This is a genomic window from Streptomyces sp. NBC_01016, assembly GCF_026341035.1.
Lineage (GTDB): Bacteria > Actinomycetota > Actinomycetes > Streptomycetales > Streptomycetaceae > Streptomyces.
In genome coordinates this window covers 3,537,089-3,554,166 of the sequence record NZ_JAPEOQ010000001.1, presented here as the reverse complement: position 1 = coordinate 3,554,166, position 17,078 = coordinate 3,537,089, and the positions used below count along the sequence as shown (strand labels likewise).

General features: G+C 72.5%; 17 protein-coding genes and 1 pseudogene. 6 read left to right on the top strand and 12 right to left on the bottom strand.

The annotated features are described in order from the left end of the window. Positions 1-60: 60 nt before the first annotated feature. A complete protein-coding gene (locus OG746_RS16280; RefSeq protein ID WP_266715322.1) occupies positions 61-825 on the bottom strand; it encodes a GntR family transcriptional regulator in 765 nt (254 codons plus the stop codon). Positions 826-975: 150 nt separating this feature from the next. Between OG746_RS16280 and OG746_RS16275 the strand changes: the two genes are divergently transcribed. After that, the gene (locus OG746_RS16275) at positions 976-1,977 is read left to right on the top strand and encodes a Gfo/Idh/MocA family protein (RefSeq protein ID WP_266715321.1); all 1,002 of its coding nucleotides are present in this window, start codon (positions 976-978) and stop codon (positions 1,975-1,977) included. 67 nt (positions 1,978-2,044) lie between these two features. Here OG746_RS16275 and OG746_RS16270 read toward each other — a convergent pair whose 3' ends face one another. The 4 genes from OG746_RS16270 to OG746_RS16255 form a co-directional block, all read right to left on the bottom strand. Further along, positions 2,045-3,235, bottom strand: coding sequence for a cytochrome P450 family protein (locus tag OG746_RS16270; RefSeq protein WP_266715320.1), 1,191 nt, complete (start codon positions 3,233-3,235; stop codon positions 2,045-2,047). Between the two features lie 95 nt (positions 3,236-3,330). Beyond that, positions 3,331-4,566: an ROK family transcriptional regulator gene (locus tag OG746_RS16265; RefSeq protein ID WP_266715319.1), complete on the bottom strand. Its 1,236-nt coding sequence runs from the start codon at positions 4,564-4,566 to the stop codon at positions 3,331-3,333. A 109-nt stretch (positions 4,567-4,675) separates the two neighbouring features. Next, on the bottom strand, positions 4,676-5,344 hold the full coding sequence (locus OG746_RS16260; RefSeq protein WP_266715318.1) for a response regulator: 669 nt from the start codon (positions 5,342-5,344) through the stop codon (positions 4,676-4,678). A 61-nt stretch (positions 5,345-5,405) separates the two neighbouring features. Then, positions 5,406-6,677: a sensor histidine kinase gene (locus OG746_RS16255; RefSeq protein ID WP_266715317.1), complete on the bottom strand. Its 1,272-nt coding sequence runs from the start codon at positions 6,675-6,677 to the stop codon at positions 5,406-5,408. A 179-nt stretch (positions 6,678-6,856) separates the two neighbouring features. Here OG746_RS16255 and OG746_RS16250 point away from each other — a divergent pair, with 179 nt between their 5' ends. Next, positions 6,857-7,075 (top strand): hypothetical protein, encoded by a 219-nt coding sequence (locus OG746_RS16250; RefSeq protein WP_266715316.1) that lies wholly within the window; start codon positions 6,857-6,859, stop codon positions 7,073-7,075. Between the two features lie 88 nt (positions 7,076-7,163). Here OG746_RS16250 and OG746_RS16245 read toward each other — a convergent pair whose 3' ends face one another. After that, positions 7,164-7,589 (bottom strand): guanyl-specific ribonuclease, encoded by a 426-nt coding sequence (locus OG746_RS16245; RefSeq protein ID WP_266715315.1) that lies wholly within the window; start codon positions 7,587-7,589, stop codon positions 7,164-7,166. Positions 7,590-7,722: 133 nt separating this feature from the next. Next, positions 7,723-8,151: pseudogene (locus OG746_RS16240) on the bottom strand (AIM24 family protein); the annotation flags it as partial. Positions 8,152-8,290: 139 nt separating this feature from the next. Here OG746_RS16240 and OG746_RS16235 point away from each other — a divergent pair. Then, the gene (locus OG746_RS16235; RefSeq protein WP_266715314.1) at positions 8,291-9,022 is read left to right on the top strand and encodes a 3-oxoacyl-ACP reductase family protein; all 732 of its coding nucleotides are present in this window, start codon (positions 8,291-8,293) and stop codon (positions 9,020-9,022) included. Positions 9,023-9,090: 68 nt separating this feature from the next. On the opposite strand, the gene alc is transcribed toward OG746_RS16235, so the two are convergent. Both alc and allB read right to left on the bottom strand, forming a co-directional pair. Beyond that, positions 9,091-10,224 (bottom strand): allantoicase, encoded by a 1,134-nt coding sequence (gene alc, locus OG746_RS16230; RefSeq protein WP_266715313.1) that lies wholly within the window; start codon positions 10,222-10,224, stop codon positions 9,091-9,093. Between the two features lie 4 nt (positions 10,225-10,228). Continuing rightward, positions 10,229-11,581: an allantoinase AllB gene (gene allB / locus OG746_RS16225; RefSeq protein WP_266715312.1), complete on the bottom strand. Its 1,353-nt coding sequence runs from the start codon at positions 11,579-11,581 to the stop codon at positions 10,229-10,231. Positions 11,582-11,796: 215 nt separating this feature from the next. Between allB and OG746_RS16220 the strand changes: the two genes are divergently transcribed. Further along, positions 11,797-12,597 carry an IclR family transcriptional regulator gene (locus tag OG746_RS16220; RefSeq protein ID WP_266715311.1) on the top strand — a complete coding sequence of 267 codons (801 nt, stop codon included), beginning with the start codon at positions 11,797-11,799 and terminating at the stop codon, positions 12,595-12,597. Positions 12,598-12,628: 31 nt separating this feature from the next. On the opposite strand, the gene OG746_RS16215 is transcribed toward OG746_RS16220, so the two are convergent. Next, positions 12,629-13,330 carry an ABC transporter ATP-binding protein gene (locus OG746_RS16215; protein WP_266715310.1) on the bottom strand — a complete coding sequence of 234 codons (702 nt, stop codon included), beginning with the start codon at positions 13,328-13,330 and terminating at the stop codon, positions 12,629-12,631. Further along, positions 13,327-14,400 carry an ABC transporter permease gene (locus OG746_RS16210; protein WP_266715309.1) on the bottom strand — a complete coding sequence of 358 codons (1,074 nt, stop codon included), beginning with the start codon at positions 14,398-14,400 and terminating at the stop codon, positions 13,327-13,329. The genes OG746_RS16215 and OG746_RS16210 overlap by 4 nt, the downstream gene beginning before the upstream one ends. A 136-nt stretch (positions 14,401-14,536) precedes the next feature. Here OG746_RS16210 and OG746_RS16205 point away from each other — a divergent pair, with 136 nt between their 5' ends. Continuing rightward, positions 14,537-15,742: a sensor histidine kinase gene (locus OG746_RS16205; RefSeq protein WP_266715308.1), complete on the top strand. Its 1,206-nt coding sequence runs from the start codon at positions 14,537-14,539 to the stop codon at positions 15,740-15,742. An 84-nt stretch (positions 15,743-15,826) separates the two neighbouring features. Next, on the top strand, positions 15,827-16,450 hold the full coding sequence (locus OG746_RS16200) for a response regulator (RefSeq protein ID WP_266715307.1): 624 nt from the start codon (positions 15,827-15,829) through the stop codon (positions 16,448-16,450). Between the two features lie 25 nt (positions 16,451-16,475). Here OG746_RS16200 and OG746_RS16195 read toward each other — a convergent pair whose 3' ends face one another. Beyond that, positions 16,476-16,979, bottom strand: coding sequence for a universal stress protein (locus OG746_RS16195; RefSeq protein ID WP_266715306.1), 504 nt, complete (start codon positions 16,977-16,979; stop codon positions 16,476-16,478). Between the last annotated feature and the right edge of the window lie 99 nt (positions 16,980-17,078).

Below are 17,078 nucleotides of genomic sequence, written 5' to 3'. Positions count from 1 at the left end.
GTCAATGAATTTGTCAGAACATTCTGACGGCCTGCGCTCCGCCCACAGGGCGCGCAACTCTCAGGAACGTACGAGGAGTTGGAACTCGAAGGAGTAGCGCGAGGCCCGGTACGTGTGCGAGCCGAACTCGACCGCGCGGCCCGTGTCGTCGTACGTCGTGCGCTGCATGGTGAGCAGCGGCGCGCCCTCCTGCTCGCCGAGCCGCTCGGCCTCGACGGCGGTGGCGGCGCGGGCGCCGACGGACTGGCGGGCGCTGTGCAGGGTGATGCCCGCGGCCCGCATCAGGCGGTAGAGGCCGGTCGCCACGAGCCGCTCGTCGTCGAGCGCGAGCAGCCCTGTGGGCAGGTGGTTGCAGAGGTACGCGACCGGTTCGCCGTGCGCGAGCCGCAGCCGCTCGACGCGGTGCACCTCCTCGCCCTCCGCGACGCCGAGCGCCGCGGCGGCCTCGGCGGGGGCGGGCACGAGGGTGTTGGCGATGACCCGGGTCTCGGGGCGCTGGCCCGCCGCCTCCAGGTCGTCGTACAGGCTGGACAGTTCGAGGGGGCGCTTGACCTGGCTGTGCACGACCTGGGTGCCGACGCCGCGGCGGCGCACGAGCAGCCCCTTGTCGACGAGGGACTGGATGGCCTGGCGGACGGTGGGCCGGGACAGGCCGAGGCGCCCCGCCAGCTCGATCTCGTTGCCGAGCAGGCTGCCGGGGGTCAGGGCGCCGCGCTCGATCGCCGCCTCCAGCTGCTGGGACAGCTGGAAGTACAGCGGCACCGGGCTGCTGCGGTCGACGCTGAGACCGAGGTCGACGGTCGGGTCGGCTAGGGGTTTGGCCACGGGGCGAGGCTATCGGTGGGAGTTCTTGACGGGAAGTCCGAAGGTTCGGTTGTCAGGACAAGCGCTTCCGGCGAGGCCCCTGACTGCGGACGGGTGTTTGTCAGGACAAACGATTGACACCCACCCGGGGGAGCGTCACCGTTGGGTGCCATGCGCATCGGACTCATCGGAACGGGCCGCATCGGCACCTTTCACGCGGGCGTACTGGAGCGGTACCGGGAGGTCGGCTCGCTGGTCATGACCGACGCGGAGCCCGCGCGGGCGGTCGCGCTCGCCGACCGGATAGGGGCGACGGCCGCGCCGAGCGTCGACGAGATCTTCACGTGGGGCGTGGACGCGCTCGTGATCACCGCGGCGACCTCGGCACACGCCGAGCTGATCGGGCGGGCGGCGCGGGCCGGGCTCCCGGTCTTCTGCGAGAAACCGATCGCGCTCGACCTGCCCGGCACGCTGGCCGCACTCGCGGAGGTCGAGGCCGCGGGCACGGTGCTCCAACTCGGCTTCCAGCGCCGCTTCGACGCCGGATACACGGCGGCGCGGACCGCCGTTCAGGAGGGAAGACTCGGCCGGGTGCACACGGTACGAGCGCTGACCTCCGACCCGGCGCCGCCACCGGCCGCGTACCTCCCGCTCTCCGGCGGTCTCTACCGGGACTGCCTGATCCACGACTTCGACATGCTGCGATGGGTGACAGGGCGCGAGGTCGTCGAGGTGTACGCGACCGGGTCCGACGCCGGGCCCGCGATGTTCCGGGAGGCGGGGGACGTGGACACCGCGGCGGCGCTCCTGACCCTCGACGACGGCACCCTGGCCACCGCCACCTCGACGCGGTGCAACGGCGCCGGCTACGACGTGCGCATGGAGCTCTCCGGGGAACGGGACACCCTCGTCGTCGGCCTCGACGACCGGACCCCGGTCGCCTCCACGGAACCGGAGGGCCCGCCCGCCGCCACGAAGCCGTGGCCCGGCTTCCTGGAACGCTTCGCCCCCGCGTACGAGGCCGAACTGAAGGCCTTCGTCGACGTCGTCCGCGGCGAACGCCCCAACCCGTGCGACGGCCGCGAGGCCCTGCGGGCACTCCGCGTGGCGGAGGCGTGCGAGGTGTCGCGGGCGGAGCGGCGGGTGGTGCGGATGGAGGAGATCGCGGGCTGATCAAGCCCAATCAAGCCCCGCCTTTCGAACGAGAGCCCGCGGGGTCCGGGGCGGAGCCCCGAGGCGTTCACCAACTCACCGGCAGGCTCCGCGTCCCCCGGATGAGCATGCCGGGCAGCCACGCGTCCGGCTGCTCGGCGAGGGTCAGGTCGGGACACCGTTCCAGGAGGCTACGGACGGCGATACGACCTTCCAGGCGGGCGAGCGGAGCGCCCAGGCAGAAGTGGATGCCGTGGCCGAAGGCGACATGGCCGCGGGCGTCGCGGCGGATGTCGAAGCGGTCGGGTTCCGCGAAGCGGTGCGGGTCGCGGCTCGCCGTGGCGATGCCGATGAGCACCGGCGCGCCCGCCGGGATCACCGTGCCGTCGATGTCCACCGGCTCCGCCGCGAAGCGGTGCGTGGCCGTCTCGACCGGGCCGTCGTAACGCAGCATCTCCTCCACGGCGCCGTCCAGGAGCGTCATGTCGGCGCGCAGGGCCGCGAGTTGCTCCGGGTGCTGGAGCAGGGCGCGGACGCCGTTGCCGATCAGGTTGACCGTCGTTTCGTGGCCGGCGATGAGCAGGAGGAAGGCCATGGCGCGCAGTTCGCTGGGCGAGAGGCGGTCGCCGTCCTCCGCCGTGGTCCGGATCAGCGCGCTCAGCAGGTCGTCCGCGGGGGTCGCGTCGCGTTTGGCCGCGATCAACTCGTCGAGGAACCCGACCATTTCGACGTGCGCCGCGTAGGCCTCCTCCTCGCTGGTCGGCGCCACGACCTGCGTCGACATGCGGCGGAACCGATCGCGGTCGATGTCGGGGACGCCGAGCAGCTCGCAGATCACCGCGAAGGGCAGCGGGAAGGCGAGGGAGCCGATCAGGTCGGCGCTGCCGCGCGGCACCATGTCGTCGAGCAGCTCGTCCGTGAGCTTCTGGATGCGCGGGGCGAGTGCCGCGACCCTGCGCGGGGTGAACTCCCGCGTGACCAGGGAGCGCAGGCGGCCGTGCTCCGGCGGGTCCGCGAAGAGCAGGTGCAGGCCCATCATGTCGTCCTCGAGTCCCCACGGTGGGGACTTGACCAGGCGGGGGTCGGTGAATGCGGCGCGGGCGGCCTCGTGGCCGACGATCAGGTAGAGGTCCTCGGTCGGGCCTGGGCCCGGTGTGCGGACGTGGTGGACGGGGCCTTGGGTGCGCAGGCGCTCGTAGACCGGGTAGGGGTCGGCGTGGAATTGGGGCGCGCCCCCGGCCAGTTCCCCCAGATCGACGATCTCACCGCTGTCGGTCATGTCGTGCCGCCTCCCGTTGCCCGGATCTGGCTTTCATCGTGCTCAACTCTCGGCACTCCCCGTACGTTCCCGTCCCCCGAGAGGGCTGGAAATGCTCAATCGCCGGAGGGCTGGCCGCCCGTCTCCAGGAATCTGGCCAGGGGCAGCGTCGCCGCGCCCACCGTCACCGCGTCGGGGCCCAAGCGGCCCAGTTCCACCGTGGTTTGGGCGAAGGGGTGGTGCAGGGCGTAGGACGCGGCCGCGCGGCGTACCGGGGCGAGCAGGCGGGGGCCGAGCATGAGGCCCGCCCAGCCGCCCACGACGATCCGCTCCGGGTTGAACAGGTTGACCAGGTCGGCGATGCCCGCACCGAGGAACTCCGCCGTCTCGTCCAACAGGCCTGCCGTGGAGGGGTCTTCGAGGAGTTCGGCCAGCGCGCCCTCCTCGTCCGCCGAGGTCCAGCTGCCGCCCGCCTCCCGCCACCGCGCGAGCAGCGCCTCCGCCCCGACGTACGCCTCCAGGCAGCCGCGCGCCCCGCACCGGCAGGCCCTGCCGCCGACCTGCAACACGGTGTGGCCCCACTCCCCCGCGCTGCTCGATGCGCCCTGGTAGGGCAGTCCGTCGGCGATGACGCAGGCGCCGACGCCGGAGCCGATGAGCGCGATCACGGCGTTGCGGGCGCCGCGGCCCGCGCCGAACCACATCTCGGCGCGGCCGAGGGTCTTGGCGCCGTTGTCGAGGAACAGCGGGAGCTGCGGGGGGAGTTCGGGCGGCAGGCCGTCGGGGGCGCGGAGCATGGCCTCCAGGGGGACCGCGTCCCAGCCGATGGTCTGGCCGTGCACCACCGCGCCGCCCCCGCCCGAGGCGTCGACGATGCCGGGCACCCCGATGCCGACACCGAGGAGGGATTCGGGGGCCACCTCCGCGTCGGCCAGCACCCGTGTCAGGGCGACGGTGATGAGGCGTACGACGTCCTTGGCGTCCCAGCTGCCGTCGCGCGCCGCCTCCGGCAACGGCTCGTCCACGCGCGCGAGTTCACCGAGCGCGAGGTCGAACAGCTCCACGCGCACGCGGGTCTCCCCGACGTCCACGCCCACGAGGTGGCCGCTGCCCGGGGCGACGCGCAGCAGGGTGCGGGGGCGGCCGCCGTCGGAGTCGACCGAGCCCGCTTCCTCCAGGAGGCCGTCGGCGACGAGTTCGGCCACCACATTGCTGATGGAGCCCGAACTGAGGGCCGTGAGCGGCCCCAACTCCTGCCTGCTGAGCGGCCCGTCGAAGTACAGCTTGCTCAGGACGACGGCGCGGTTGCCGCGCCGCAGATCACGCACCGTCCGCCGGCGTGGTGCCGTCATCCCCACCCCTTCAACTTCAACCGCTCGCATCGTTGAACGATGTGAATTTACCCTGCGGGACCGACACTCCTCAGGCCGTGCCGAAGGCCGAGCCGAAGCCCGCACCGGGTCAGGCGTCGTCCAGCAGCCCCGCGTCGTGGGCGAGCAGCGCGATCTGTACGCGGTTGTTGAGGTCGAGCCGGGCCATGATGCGGGAGACGTGGGCCTTGACCGTGGGGACGCTCATGTAGAGCGTCGCGGCGATCTCCGCGTTGGACCGGCCGCGGCCCACCTCGACGGCCACCTCCCGCTCGCGCTCGGCCAGTTCGGCCATGCGCGTACGCGCGCGTGCCCGCCGGTCCAGGGCGGGGTCGTCGCCCGAGACCTTGGAGATGAGCTGCCGGGTCACGGTCGGCGAGAGGACCGGGGTGCCGGCCGCCACCCGGCGCACCGACTCGACGATCTCGCCCGGCGCGGTGTCCTTGAGGACGAACCCCGCGGCTCCCGCGCGCAGCGCCCGCAGCACCTGCTCGTCCGCGTGGAACGTGGTCAGGACGATCACCTCGGGGGCGCCCTCGCGGGCCCGCAGCGCCTCCGTGGCGGACAGGCCGTCCAGGGTCGGCATGCGCAGGTCCATGAGGACGACGTCCGGGTGCAGCCGGGCCACCTGCGCGTCCACCTCGCTGCCGTCGGCGGCCTCGCCGACGATCTCGATGTCCTCGGCGGCACCGAACATGAAGGTGAGCCCCGCGCGCACGAGGGGGTCGTCGTCGACGATGAGCAGGCGGATCGAGGTCATGGGGCCACCGTAGCGAGGGACGATCACGGTCGTGTCCGTACCGGTCGCTTCGCTGTGGACCTCACTCCGGCCACGGAAGCCACGCGCGCACCGCGAAACCGCCGTCCGGTTCGACCCCGTGGGCGAGGCGGCCGCCCGCGAGCGTGGCGCGTTCGGTGAGGCCGATCAGGCCCTGGCCCGAGCCGGGGACGTGCGGCACCTTGCCGGGCGGTGGTGGGTTGCGCACGGTGACCGTGAGGCCGTCCCCCGCGCTGCCCTCGACCGTGACCGCGACCTCGGCGCCAGGGGCGTGCTTACGGGCGTTGGTCAGGCCTTCCTGGGCGATGCGGTAGGCGGTGCGTCCGGTGGAGGCGGGCACGGCCCCCGCTTCGGGGACCCGGTTGTCGAGGTCGACCTTCATGCCGGCCTCGCGGGACTCGTCGACCAACGTGCCGAGCGCGGCGAGGGTGGGTTGCGGCCGCCCCGACTCGTCGCCGTGGTCCGCCGCGCGCAACACGCCGATGATCTCGCGCAGGTCCTGCAGTGCCTCGTGCGCGCTCTCCCGGATCACGCCCGCGGCCCGGGCGATCTCTCCCTGGGGCGCGTCGGGGCGGAACTCCAGGGCGCCCGCGTGCACGCTCAGCAGGGTGAGTCGGTGGGCGAGCACGTCGTGCATCTCGCGCGCGATGTCCTCGCGGGCGAGCCGCTGCGCCTGCTCGGCGCGGAGCTGAGCCTCGGTCTCGGCGCGCCGCGCCCGGTCCCGCAGGGACATCAGGAGCTGGCGCCGGGAGCGGACGAACATGCCCCAGCCGACGACCGTGATCGTGATGATGACGGTGAACGAGACCGACAGCAGGTACGAGGACTCGGGGTCGGGCCGCAACCAGAAGAACAGCGGGATGAGCGCGATGGAGGCGCCCGCCACCCAGCCGACGAAGCGGAACGGGCGGTGCACGGCGAGCGTGAACACCGCGATCATGGACGCGCCGCCCGCGGTGTTGGACAGGAAGCCGACCGGGATCATCGCCAGGGCGAGACCCAGCGGCCAGCGTCTGCGCAGCCAGATCCCGGCGCAGGCGGCGGCGCCGAGCACCTGGTCGAGCACGGCGACGGCGGGCGGGGTGTTCGGGTCGTCCCAGACCTGCTCGGCGAAGATCAGGCCGAGGAAGACCGCGATCCCGAAGCAGCTGAAGTCGACGATCCAGTCACGGGCGGTGCGCCGCCTGCGGCCCGGCTGACCCTCGGGGTCCAGGTCGAGCTCGTCGGCGACGGCCGAGGGCAGCAGCCGTCGGCGCCATCGCTCGGCGGGCGTGTCCGCCGCCTGCGGGGTCCCGGTCTGCCGCACTGCTTCCATGGTCGACAAATCTACGCACCCCGGGCGCCCCGCACCGCCCCGAGCGCCGCTTCCGCGACCAAAGTCGTACCCCCGTCGACTTTGGTCGCGGCCGGCGCCCGCGCTCCGCTACCGGAGTCCTGCGGGGCTCGCCCCGCGGCCGATGTGGGTGGGGGGTCCGCGGGGCGAGAGTCCTGTGCATGAACAAAAAGGAGTGGCTGCAGATCATCGAGGTCATCGGCGGCTTCGCCCTGCTCCAGGGCGCGGTCGGCATCCTGCACGAGTTCACCGGCTGGCTGGGCTGGGGCCTGATCGAGCGGATCGGGTTCCTCGACGGCCACGAGGTGTACGGCAGCATCGCGCTGATCGTGTTCGCGTGCGCCGTGTTCGCGGCCGTCGAGGCCCAGCGCAAGAGCTGACTCCTGCGCCCTGCGTCCTGCGGAGCCGGGGAGGACTCGGCAGGTGCTGAGCCGGGGAGGGCTCAGCAGGTACGGAGCCGAGGAGGGCTCAGCAGGCGTGGTCGACCAGGTCGAAGGACGCGTAGTGGTCCGCCGTGTAGTAGTCCTCCTTGTCGGAGTCTCCGGTGACGATGCGGCGGGCACCGCGGTCGTCCGAGCCCGGCGTGATCACCGTGTACTCGTGGTAGTAGCCGGACGACTGGCCGGGGAGGATGCCCTCCCGGTTCGAGAAGACCGTCCCGTCCTGCTCGTACGGGTACGGTCCGCCCTGCTCGATGAGGTCCAGGGTGTCGTGCGCCTCGGCGGGCAGCGCGGAGTAGCAGATGTCGCCGACATCGGCGGCCGAGACGGTGTGGGAGGCGACGGCCGGGGCCTGCGCGGCCGGTGCGGCGATCGCGGTGGAGCCGCCCACGCCGCCCAGGAGGAGGGCGGCGGCAACGGCGATGGCACTGATGAAGCGTGGGGGAGTCTTCATGCCCCACAGTGTGACGCGCGTAGAGGTGGGCATGTCAACACCAACTCACGTCTGTTTTCCGTCAGTTCACATGCGTCACATGCCGGGGGCCAGGTCCCTGACCTTGGGCCCGACCTGATCCAAACGACAGGCCTTAGCCCTGGCGTGTCGAGAACAGGCCGCCCGTCACGCCCTCCTTGTTGCCGCCCTGGGCCTTCTTCAGGGCGTTGGCCAGGCCCTCGATGGTCATGGACTGGAGGATCACCCGGCCGTTGCCCTCAAGGGTCGCGAGGCTCAGACCCTCGCCGCCGCTGCGTCCTGTCCTGCCGCCCTGCCAGGCGATGCCGAAGTCGACGCTCGACTCGGCGGCCACGAAGGCGTCCTTCTCGGCGAACCACGCGCGCGTACCGTCGAGTTCGAGCGCGCGCATCTCCCCCGGCAGCACTCCGGCGAAGCCGACCGTGCCCTCGCCGCCCTGCGACGTGAAGTACTGGAACGCGAGCGATTCACCCGCGAGGGCGCGCCGGCCGACCTGCATGGCGGTACCCATGGCCTGGCGCAGCATGCCCGCCGCACCGCCACCAGGGTCCAACGAAGGAACCGGAGGAAAAGATTCCGTTGGTACCAGTGTGTCCCGACATCGACGTCCATTTGCCGCCAGTACTCGCCTCCGTAGGTCGCTGTACTTGAAGACACAACATCCGCTCCCTATAGGAGGCGACATGAACAGCAAGGTGGCTCTGGTGACCGGCGGCTCGCGCGGAATCGGCGCGGCGACGGCGCTGCGGCTCGCCCGCGACGGCTTCGACGTGGCGCTCACCTACGTACAGGGCAAGGAGGCCGCCGAGGAAGTGGTGCGGCGGATCGAGGCGTTGGGGCGGCGGGGGCTCGCGGTGCGGGCGGACTCGGCGGACGCGGGTGAGGCGGCGGAGGCGGTCGAGCACACGGTGACGGGGCTCGGCCGGATCGACGTGCTGGTCAACAACGTCGGCGTGGGCGCGCTCGGCCCGCTGGACGGCTTCTCCCTCGCGGACGTCGACCGGGCGCTCGACGTGAACGTGCGCGGCGTCTTCCTCACCTCGCAGGCCGCGGCTGCCCGGCTGCCGGAGGGCGGCCGGATCGTCACCGTCGGCTCCTGCATGGCCCAGCACGTACCGGGGCCGGGCGGCACGCTCTACGCCACGAGCAAGGCGGCCCTGATCGGGCTGACGAAGGCGCTCGCCCGTGAGTTGGGCGGGCGCGGCATCACGGCGAACATCGTGCACCCGGGCCCGACGGACACCGACATGAACCCGGCCGACGGGCCGTACGCGCAGGGCCAGGCCGCGGCGACGGCGCTCGGCCGCTACGGCACCGCGGACGAGGTGGCGTCGACGGTCGCGTATCTGGCGGGCGACGGGGCCTCGTACGTGACGGGCGCCGAGTTCGCGGTGGACGGCGGACACGCCGCCTGAGGCGAAAAAATGCGGGGCACACCGGTGCTGTCAGGCCGGTGTGCCCCGCAAGTCGAGCAGAGTAGCGGTTACGCGCCCAACTCCGCGTGGCGGGCTGCCAGTTGCGACTCTCCCTGGTCCGTCAGGGAGCCGAACAGGCGCAGTCGCGAGATGCCACCGTCCGGGTAGATGTCGACGCGGGCGTGCGTGCCGACCGCCGGGGTGTCGAGCACGAAGCGGTGGTTCGTGTCGGGCTGGAGGCGGGTGCGGGGCAGGACCTCGACCCAGTCGCCACCCTCGCCGTCCTTGACGGAGACGGACGCCCAGCCGGCGCTGTTGCCCTTCAGGTACGCCGTGTCGATCTCGATGGCGCGGATCTGCGACTGGGCGACGAGCTGGTAGCGGATCCAGTCGTTGCCGGTGTCGCGGCGGCGCCGGGTCTCCCAGCCGTCGTCCATCTTGCGGGAGCGGCCCGGCTGGATGGTGTTCGAGGCCGGCGAGTAGAAGAGGTTCGAGGCGTCCTCGGCGCGCCCGCCGTTCTCCAGGGCGACGACGTCGAACGTGCCGAGCGTGGCGAGCCACTTCGGGTCCGGGAGGACCTCGCCGTGGACCCGCAGGCGGGCGATGCCGCCGTCGGGGTGCTGGTTGACGCGCAGGTGCGTGAAGCGCTGCGGGGAGTCGACGACGAAGCCGTTCGCCGCGTGGCCGCCAACTGCCGTACGGGGTACGAGCGTTGTCCACTTCACGTCGTCGGCGAGCAGCTCCTCTGGCGTGGGCGCGCCCTCGACGAACGTGCCCTCGACCGAGACGGCCTGCGGGTAGTTGCCGCGGAAGTGGGCGGTGTCGACGACGATGCCGGTGACCACGCCGGGCGCGCCGAGCCGGACGAGGGCCCAGTCGTGGTCCTCCTGCGTCGGCCACGGGTGGTCGGCCGACGCGCCGCGGCGACGACGGGTCTCCCAGCCGTCCATGATCTTGCCCTTGTGGCCGAAGTGCTCCGGGTCGAACTCGGCGCGCTCGGGCACGAGCAGGTTCTCGCGCTGCGCGAAGAACTCGTCGTTCGCGGCGATCACGCCGGCGCCGAGCTGGCGCGCGGCGAGGTTCGCGTCCTGCGTGAACGGGAAGTCCGCGGTGCGGTAGTCGGCGTACGGGTCGCCGCCGCCGTAGGGGCTGGCGTCGCCGGTGAAGTGGGGTATCGCGGAGGACCCGGAAGTCGCGGACATGGTGTTACTTGTTCCTTTCGAGCAGCTGCCCCTGCGGGGCGGTGAACTCGCCGTCGGCGACGATGCGTTCGCCGCGCAGCCAGGTCGACCTGACGACGCCGTGCAGCGTCTTGCCCGCGTACGCGGTGACGCGGTTGCGGTGCTGGAGGGCGGCCGGGTCGACGCTGAAGGTGTCCTCGGGCGCGAGGACGGCGAAGTCGGCGTCGCGGCCGACGGCGATGGCGCCCTTGCGGTCGTCGAGGCCCACGAGCTTCGACGTGCGCTCGGACATCCAACGGACCACGTCCTCAAGGGAGTAGCCACGGCTACGGGCGGCGGTCCAGATCGCCGAGAGGCTCAGCTGGAGGCCGGAGATGCCGCCCCAGGCGGTCGCGAAGTCGTCGGTCTTCAGGTCGGCCGTGGACGGCGAGTGGTCGGTGACGATGCAGTCGATGGTGCCGTCGGCGAGCGCCTGCCACAGCAGGTCCTGGTTGGCGGCCTCGCGGATCGGCGGGCAGCACTTGAACTCGCTTGCCCCGTCCGGGACTTCCTCCGCGGTGAGCGTGAGGTAGTGCGGGCAGGTCTCGACGGTCAGCTCGACGCCCTCGGCCTTCGCGGCGGCGATCAGCGGCAGCGCGTCGGAGGAGGAGAGGTGCAGGATGTGGATCCTGGCGCCGATCCGCTTCGCGGTGTCGATGAGGCCCTTGATGGCGACGTCCTCGGAGACCCGGGGGCGGGTGGCGAGGTAGTCGCCGTACTTGGGGCCGGAGTTGTGGGGCGCCACGTCCAGCTCGTGCGGGTCCTCGGCGTGCACGATGAGCAGGCCGCCGAAGCCGGCGATCTCGGCCATGGAGGCGGTGAGCCGGTCGGCGTCCAGGTGCGGGAACTCGTCGACACCGGAGGGCGAAAGGAAGCACTTGAAGCCGAAGACCCCGGCGTCGTGCAGCGGGCGCAGGTCCTTGACGTTGTCCGGCAGCGCGCCGCCCCAGAAGCCGACGTCGATGTGCGCCTTGGAGGCGGCGACGTCCTTCTTCGTACGAAGGTTGTCGACGGTCGTGGTCGGCGGCAGGGAGTTGAGCGGCATGTCGACGAGGGTCGTGATGCCACCGGCCGCGGCCGCGCGGGTGGCGGTCCAGAAGCCCTCCCACTCCGTACGCCCCGGGTCGTTGACGTGCACGTGCGTGTCGACGATGCCGGGCAGCAGCGCGTCGTCGCCGAAGTCCTCGAGGCGGGCCCCGGCCGGGACCTCGGCGTCGTGCGCGAGCACCGCGACGATCTTCCCCTGGGCGACGGCGACCGAGGCGGGGCGCGTACCTTCGGGAGTGACGACGCGCGTCGAGCGCAGCACGAGTTCGATCTGGACTTCGGCGTCCGACACCTGGGCCTCCTCAAGCTTCAACGTTCTGTTGAAGGACTCTCACTCAGACTTCGGGAACCGTCAAGACCCACCCGGACCCTGGACGTTTCCACAAAGTGGAATTAATATTCCGACACGCAGAACGTAGCTACCCACGAACTTCCAGGTCAAGGGATCACTGGCCGGGGACCCGCCGGTAGGCTGCAAATCTGCCCACCCCCCGAAAGGAACGCGCTGTGCCGACGCCCGACGCCAGCACCACTGATGCCGCCAAGTCCGCACCCACCGGCGGCGTCCAGTCCCTCGAGCGCGCCTTCGATCTGCTCGAGCGGATGGCCGACGCCGGTGGCGAGGTCGGCCTGAGCGAGCTCTCCGCCAGCAGCGGACTGCCGCTGCCCACGATCCACCGGCTGATGCGCACGCTGGTCGCCTGCGGCTACGTACGCCAGCAGCCCAACCGGCGTTACGCGCTCGGCCCGCGGCTCATCCGGCTCGGCGAGTCCGCGTCCCGGCTGCTCGGCACGTGGGCGCGCCCGTACCTGGCGCGCCTCGTCGAGGAGACCGGCGAGACCGCGAACATGGCGCTCCTCGACGGCGACGAGGTCGTGTACGTCGCCCAGGTGCCGTCCAAGCACTCCATGCGGATGTTCACCGAGGTCGGGCGGCGGGTGCTGCCGCACTCCACTGGCGTGGGGAAGGCGCTGCTCGCGTACACGCCCGCGGATGAGGTGCGGGCGCTTCTTGGGCGGACCGGGATGCCGGCGGCCACGGAGAAGACGCTCACCACGCCTGAGGGTTTCCTCGACGCGCTCGAGGACGTGCGGCAGGCCGGGTATGCCGTCGATGACAACGAGCAGGAGATCGGGGTGCGGTGCCTCGCGGTGTCCGTGCCGGACTCGCCCACCGCTGCGGCGATCTCGATTTCGGGGCCTGCGGGGCGGGTGACGGAGGCGGCGACGGAGAAGATCGTGCCGGTCCTTCAGCAGGTGGCGCGGGAGTTGTCGGTGGCCTTGGCCAGCTCTGGCCACAGTGGTTGACGACTCGGGGCTCCGCCCCGGGCCCCGCGCCTCAAACGCCGGCGGGGCTTGATTTACCGGCCCCTGAAGTGACGAGTGCGCCGTCGCGCATCTCGTGGACCTCGTCCGCCACCGTCAGGTGGTCGCGGTCGTGTGTCACGAGCACGGTTGCCGTTTCCCGCTCTCGCGTCAGGGTGCGCAGCAGGTCCAGTATTGCCGCGCCGCGTTCGTGGTCCAGCGCGCTCGTCGGCTCGTCCACGAGCAGTACCCGTGGCTCGTTGATCAGGGCCCGCGCGATGTTCACGCGTTGACGCTGGCCGCCCGAGAGTTGGTGGGGGCGGCGGTGGGACTGGGCGGAGAGGCCGACCGCGTCGAGCAACTCGCGTGCCCTGTCCCGTACTTCGCGCGGTTTGCGGCCCTCCAGGTGGGCCATCACCTGGAGTTGTTCAAGCGCGGTCAGCGACGGCAACAGGTTCGGCTGCTGGAAGACGATGCCGATCGCGCGGCGGCGCAGCTCCGCGGCGTCGGAGCGGGTCAGGCCCGTGGCCTCGGTCCCGTCGACGGTCACGCGGCCGCTGTCGGGGGTGACGAGCGTCGCCGCCACCGCCAGGAGGCTGGACTTGCCGGAGCCGGACGGGCCCACCACCGCCGTGAGGCCGCCGGCCGGGACCCGGAGGCCGACCCGGTCGAGGGCCGTGAGGCGGCCGTCCCCGTCGGCGTAGGTCAGGGTGATGTCGTCGAGCAGCAGGGTCATCGGGCGCTCCCGAGTGCGGTGAGGGGGTCGACGGCGGTGATCCGCCGGATGGAGAGGGCGGCGCCCGCGAGGCCGAGGACCGTCATGACGGCGGCCGGGCCGAGCGCGGTCAGCGGATCGAGGACGAAGGGCACGGTGTCGGGGACGAAGGCGCCGATGAGGGTGGCGAGGGCGGTGCCGATCGCAGTACCCGCAACCAGCATCAGGACCGCCTGGCCCAGCGCGTCCCGCAGCAGGTAGCGGGTCGAGGAGCCGAGGGCCTTCAGGACCGCGATGTCGGCGCTGCGCTGGATCGTCCACACCGTGAAGAACGCGCCGACGACGAGCGCCGAGATGACGAAGAGGAAGCCGCGCATCAGCTGAAGCGAGCCGTTCTCTGCCTGGTAGGACCCTATGGCGGAGAGCGCGCCGTCGATGGTGGTCGTGTCCGTGCCGGCGATCTTGTCGGCCGCCTGTAGATCGGCGCCCGACCCGGTGCGCAGGGCGATCACCGTCGCGCGTTCGCCGTCCCCGCCCGTGGGCGCGATGTGCTGCCAGTCGTCGAGGTGCGTCCAGACGACCGGTGTGTGGCTGTACGAGGCGTCGCCGGAGACCGCCGCGACCGTGAGACGCGTGCCGCCGAGGGTGATCCTGTCGCCCGTGGCCGCCCCCAGTTCCTTCGCCGCCTTGGTGGACAGGACCGCCGTGCCGGGCTCCGTCGCGTCGGGTGCGAGGCCCGAGCCCTGGCGCACACCGAACGCGGAGACGGCCGCGGTCTGGCGGCCCGCCTCTGCGTTCACCGTGCCGATGCCGATCGGCTCCGCGCTCTCGACGCCCGGCCGCGCCGCGAAGTCGCGCCACTGCTCGGGGCGGACCGTGGACGCCGTGAACGACACCGACTGGCCGTCGGCCGGCCGGGCGAAGGCGAGGTGGTCGGCGGGCAGCCCGGTGAGCGCCGACGTGTTGTCCCGCGCGAGCCCCGCCGTCAGTCCCGACAGCAGTCCCACGAGCAGCGTGATCAGTACGATCACGGTTCCCATCAGGGCGAACCTGCCCCTGGCGAACCGTAGATCTCTCCATGCGACGAACATGCGGTCAAGACTGCGGCTCCGGGGGCCGCCCGGGCATCGCGCCACAGCACGCTTCACCCGAATCGAAAGGGGGACGCGCCTTTCAAACTTTCGGTTGACCGGTTCGGTGTCCCGGCTTCGTACGCTGGAGAGCAGTATGGATCCACGTTCGCTCACCCCCGCCCTGCGCGCGCTGCGCCTCTGTCTGCATCTGCTGACGGCGGGCCTGCTCGCGCTCGTCGTCGTACGAGCCCTGACCGGCCGCTCCGACGAGCCGGTCGCGGCGGTGGTGACGGTGGCCGGGGCGATGGGCGTCGTCTACGGGGTGGGCGCCGCGTTGCCCGTCGTACGGTCCACGCGGGCGGGCGCCGCGTGGTGGCTGGCCGTACTTGGCGCCGTGTGGGCGCTGCTGCTCGTGCTCTCGCCCGACGCGCTGTGGCTGGCGTTCCCGCTGTACTTCCTGCTGCTGCATCTGCTGCCCGCGCGCTGGGGCGTCCCGGCGGTGGGCATCGCTGCGGGCGCGGCCATCTGCTCGTACGTCGGTCATGACGGGGCGGTGAATCCGGGGGCGTTCATAGGGCCGCTGCTCGGCGCGGCCGTCGCCGTGGCGACCGTGCTCGGCTACCAGGCGCTGTACCGGGAGAGCGAGCGCAGGCAGGGGCTGATCGAGGAGCTGGTCGCCACCCGCGCCGAGCTCGCGGCGGCGGAGCGCGCGGCGGGCACCCTCGCCGAGCGCGAGCGGCTGGCCCGGGAGATCCACGACACGCTCGCGCAGGGCCTGTCCTCGATCCAGTTGCTGCTGGTCGCGGCCGGGCGCGAACTGCCCGCCGACTCCCCCGCCGCCGGGCACGTCGAGCAGGCCAGGGCCACGGCGCAGGACAATCTCGCGGAGGCCCGCCGCTTCGTGCGCGCCCTGGCCCCGCCCGACCTGGACGTCGGCTCGCTGGCCGGGGCGCTGGACCGGCTGTGCGCCACGGCGCCGGGCCTCACCGCCCGCTTCTCGGTGAGCGGCACCCCGCTCGAACTCCCCACGCCGTACGAGGTGGCGCTGTTGCGCATCGCCCAGTCGGCGCTCGCCAACACGGTGCGGCACGCGCGGGCGAACCGCGCGGAGATCACCCTCAGCTTCATGGAGACCTCGGTGGCCCTGGACGTGGTGGACGACGGCGCGGGCTTCGACCCCGAGCGGGCGCCGGGCGGCGACGACGGCGGCTTCGGGCTCGTCGCGATGCGCTCGCGGGTGAGCGAGCTCGGCGGCACGTTCACCGTCGAGTCGGAGCCGGGCCGCGGCACGGCGGTCGCGGTGACGCTGCCGCTGCCGCTGCCGCTGCCGCTGCCGCTGCCCGCCGGGGGTGTGGCGTGACCATTCCGATGCCGCTGCCCGCCGGAGGTGTGGCGTGACCATTCCGATGCCGATGCCGATGCCGATGCCGACCGGAGGTGCCGCGTGATCCGGCTGCTGCTCGCCGACGACCACCCCGTCGTACGCGCCGGGCTGCGGGCCGTGCTCGACGCGGAGCCGGACTTCGCGATCGTCGCCGAGGCCGCGACGGCCGAGCGGGCCGTGGAGCTGGCAGGTGACGTGGACGTCGTCCTCATGGACCTTCAGTTCGGCGCGGGGACGATGCACGGCGCCGAGGCCACCGCGCGGATCGCGGCCCTGGACGGCGGGCCGCGCGTCCTCGTCCTCACCACGTACGACACCGAGGCGGACATCCTCGCCGCGGTGGAGGCGGGGGCCTCCGGCTACCTGCTGAAGGACGCCCCGCCGGAAGAGCTCGCGGCGGCAGTGCGCACGGCGGCCTCCGGGCGCTCCGCACTCGCGCCCGCCGTCGCGGACCGGCTCATGGACCGGATGCGGGCTCCCGCGGAGGCGCTGAGCCGGCGCGAGCTGGAGGTGTTGCGGCACGTGCGGGACGGCCTCTCCAACGCCGAGATCGCCCGCGAGCTGTTCCTGAGCCAGGCCACGGTCAAGTCCCACCTGGTGCACATCTACGCGAAGTTGGGCGTCGACTCGCGTACGTCGGCGGTGGCACGGGCGACGCGGGACGGGCTGCTGCGGCGGCGCTGACACCGCACACCGAAACCGAAACCCGCTAGCGGATCGCCTCGAAGTCCGCCGCCCGCACCCGGCGCAGCGCCCGCAGTTCCGCGCGCTGGAGCGGCCGCACCGGCACCGTGAGCACCGGGCACACCGCGTGCCGTCGTACGTAGCGGTGGGCGGCGCGGCGCAGGCTCCGTGGGCGTACGCCGACGACCAGCAGGTCGTCGGGGCGCGCCGCGAGTTCGACCAGGGCAGGGCCCGGGCGGGAGCGCACCGCGCGGAGCGTCACGTCGAGGTCGGGCGGCAGTCCGCCGAGCGCCTCCTCGAAGGCCGCCGCCAGCCGGGCACGGGCCTCCTCGTACCAGTGCCGGGCCCACGCGGCGTCCGGCCACCGCCGGTACATGGCCTCGCCCTCCGGCGGCTCCCACGCGAGCACCGCCACGAGGGGCCGGTCGGACCGCCGGGCCTCGGCGACCGCGGAGCGCAACGCGGCCAGGCTCGCCGGGGAACCGCTGATCCCGACCACCACGCGACCACCGACACGCTCGCCGTTCATGACACTCCTCCTCGTACGCGCACCGCGGCCGCCTCCAGGCCACTCCGCACCGATCGCGCCCACTCTGTACGCTGATTGGCCTGGACAGCAGGGCCAATC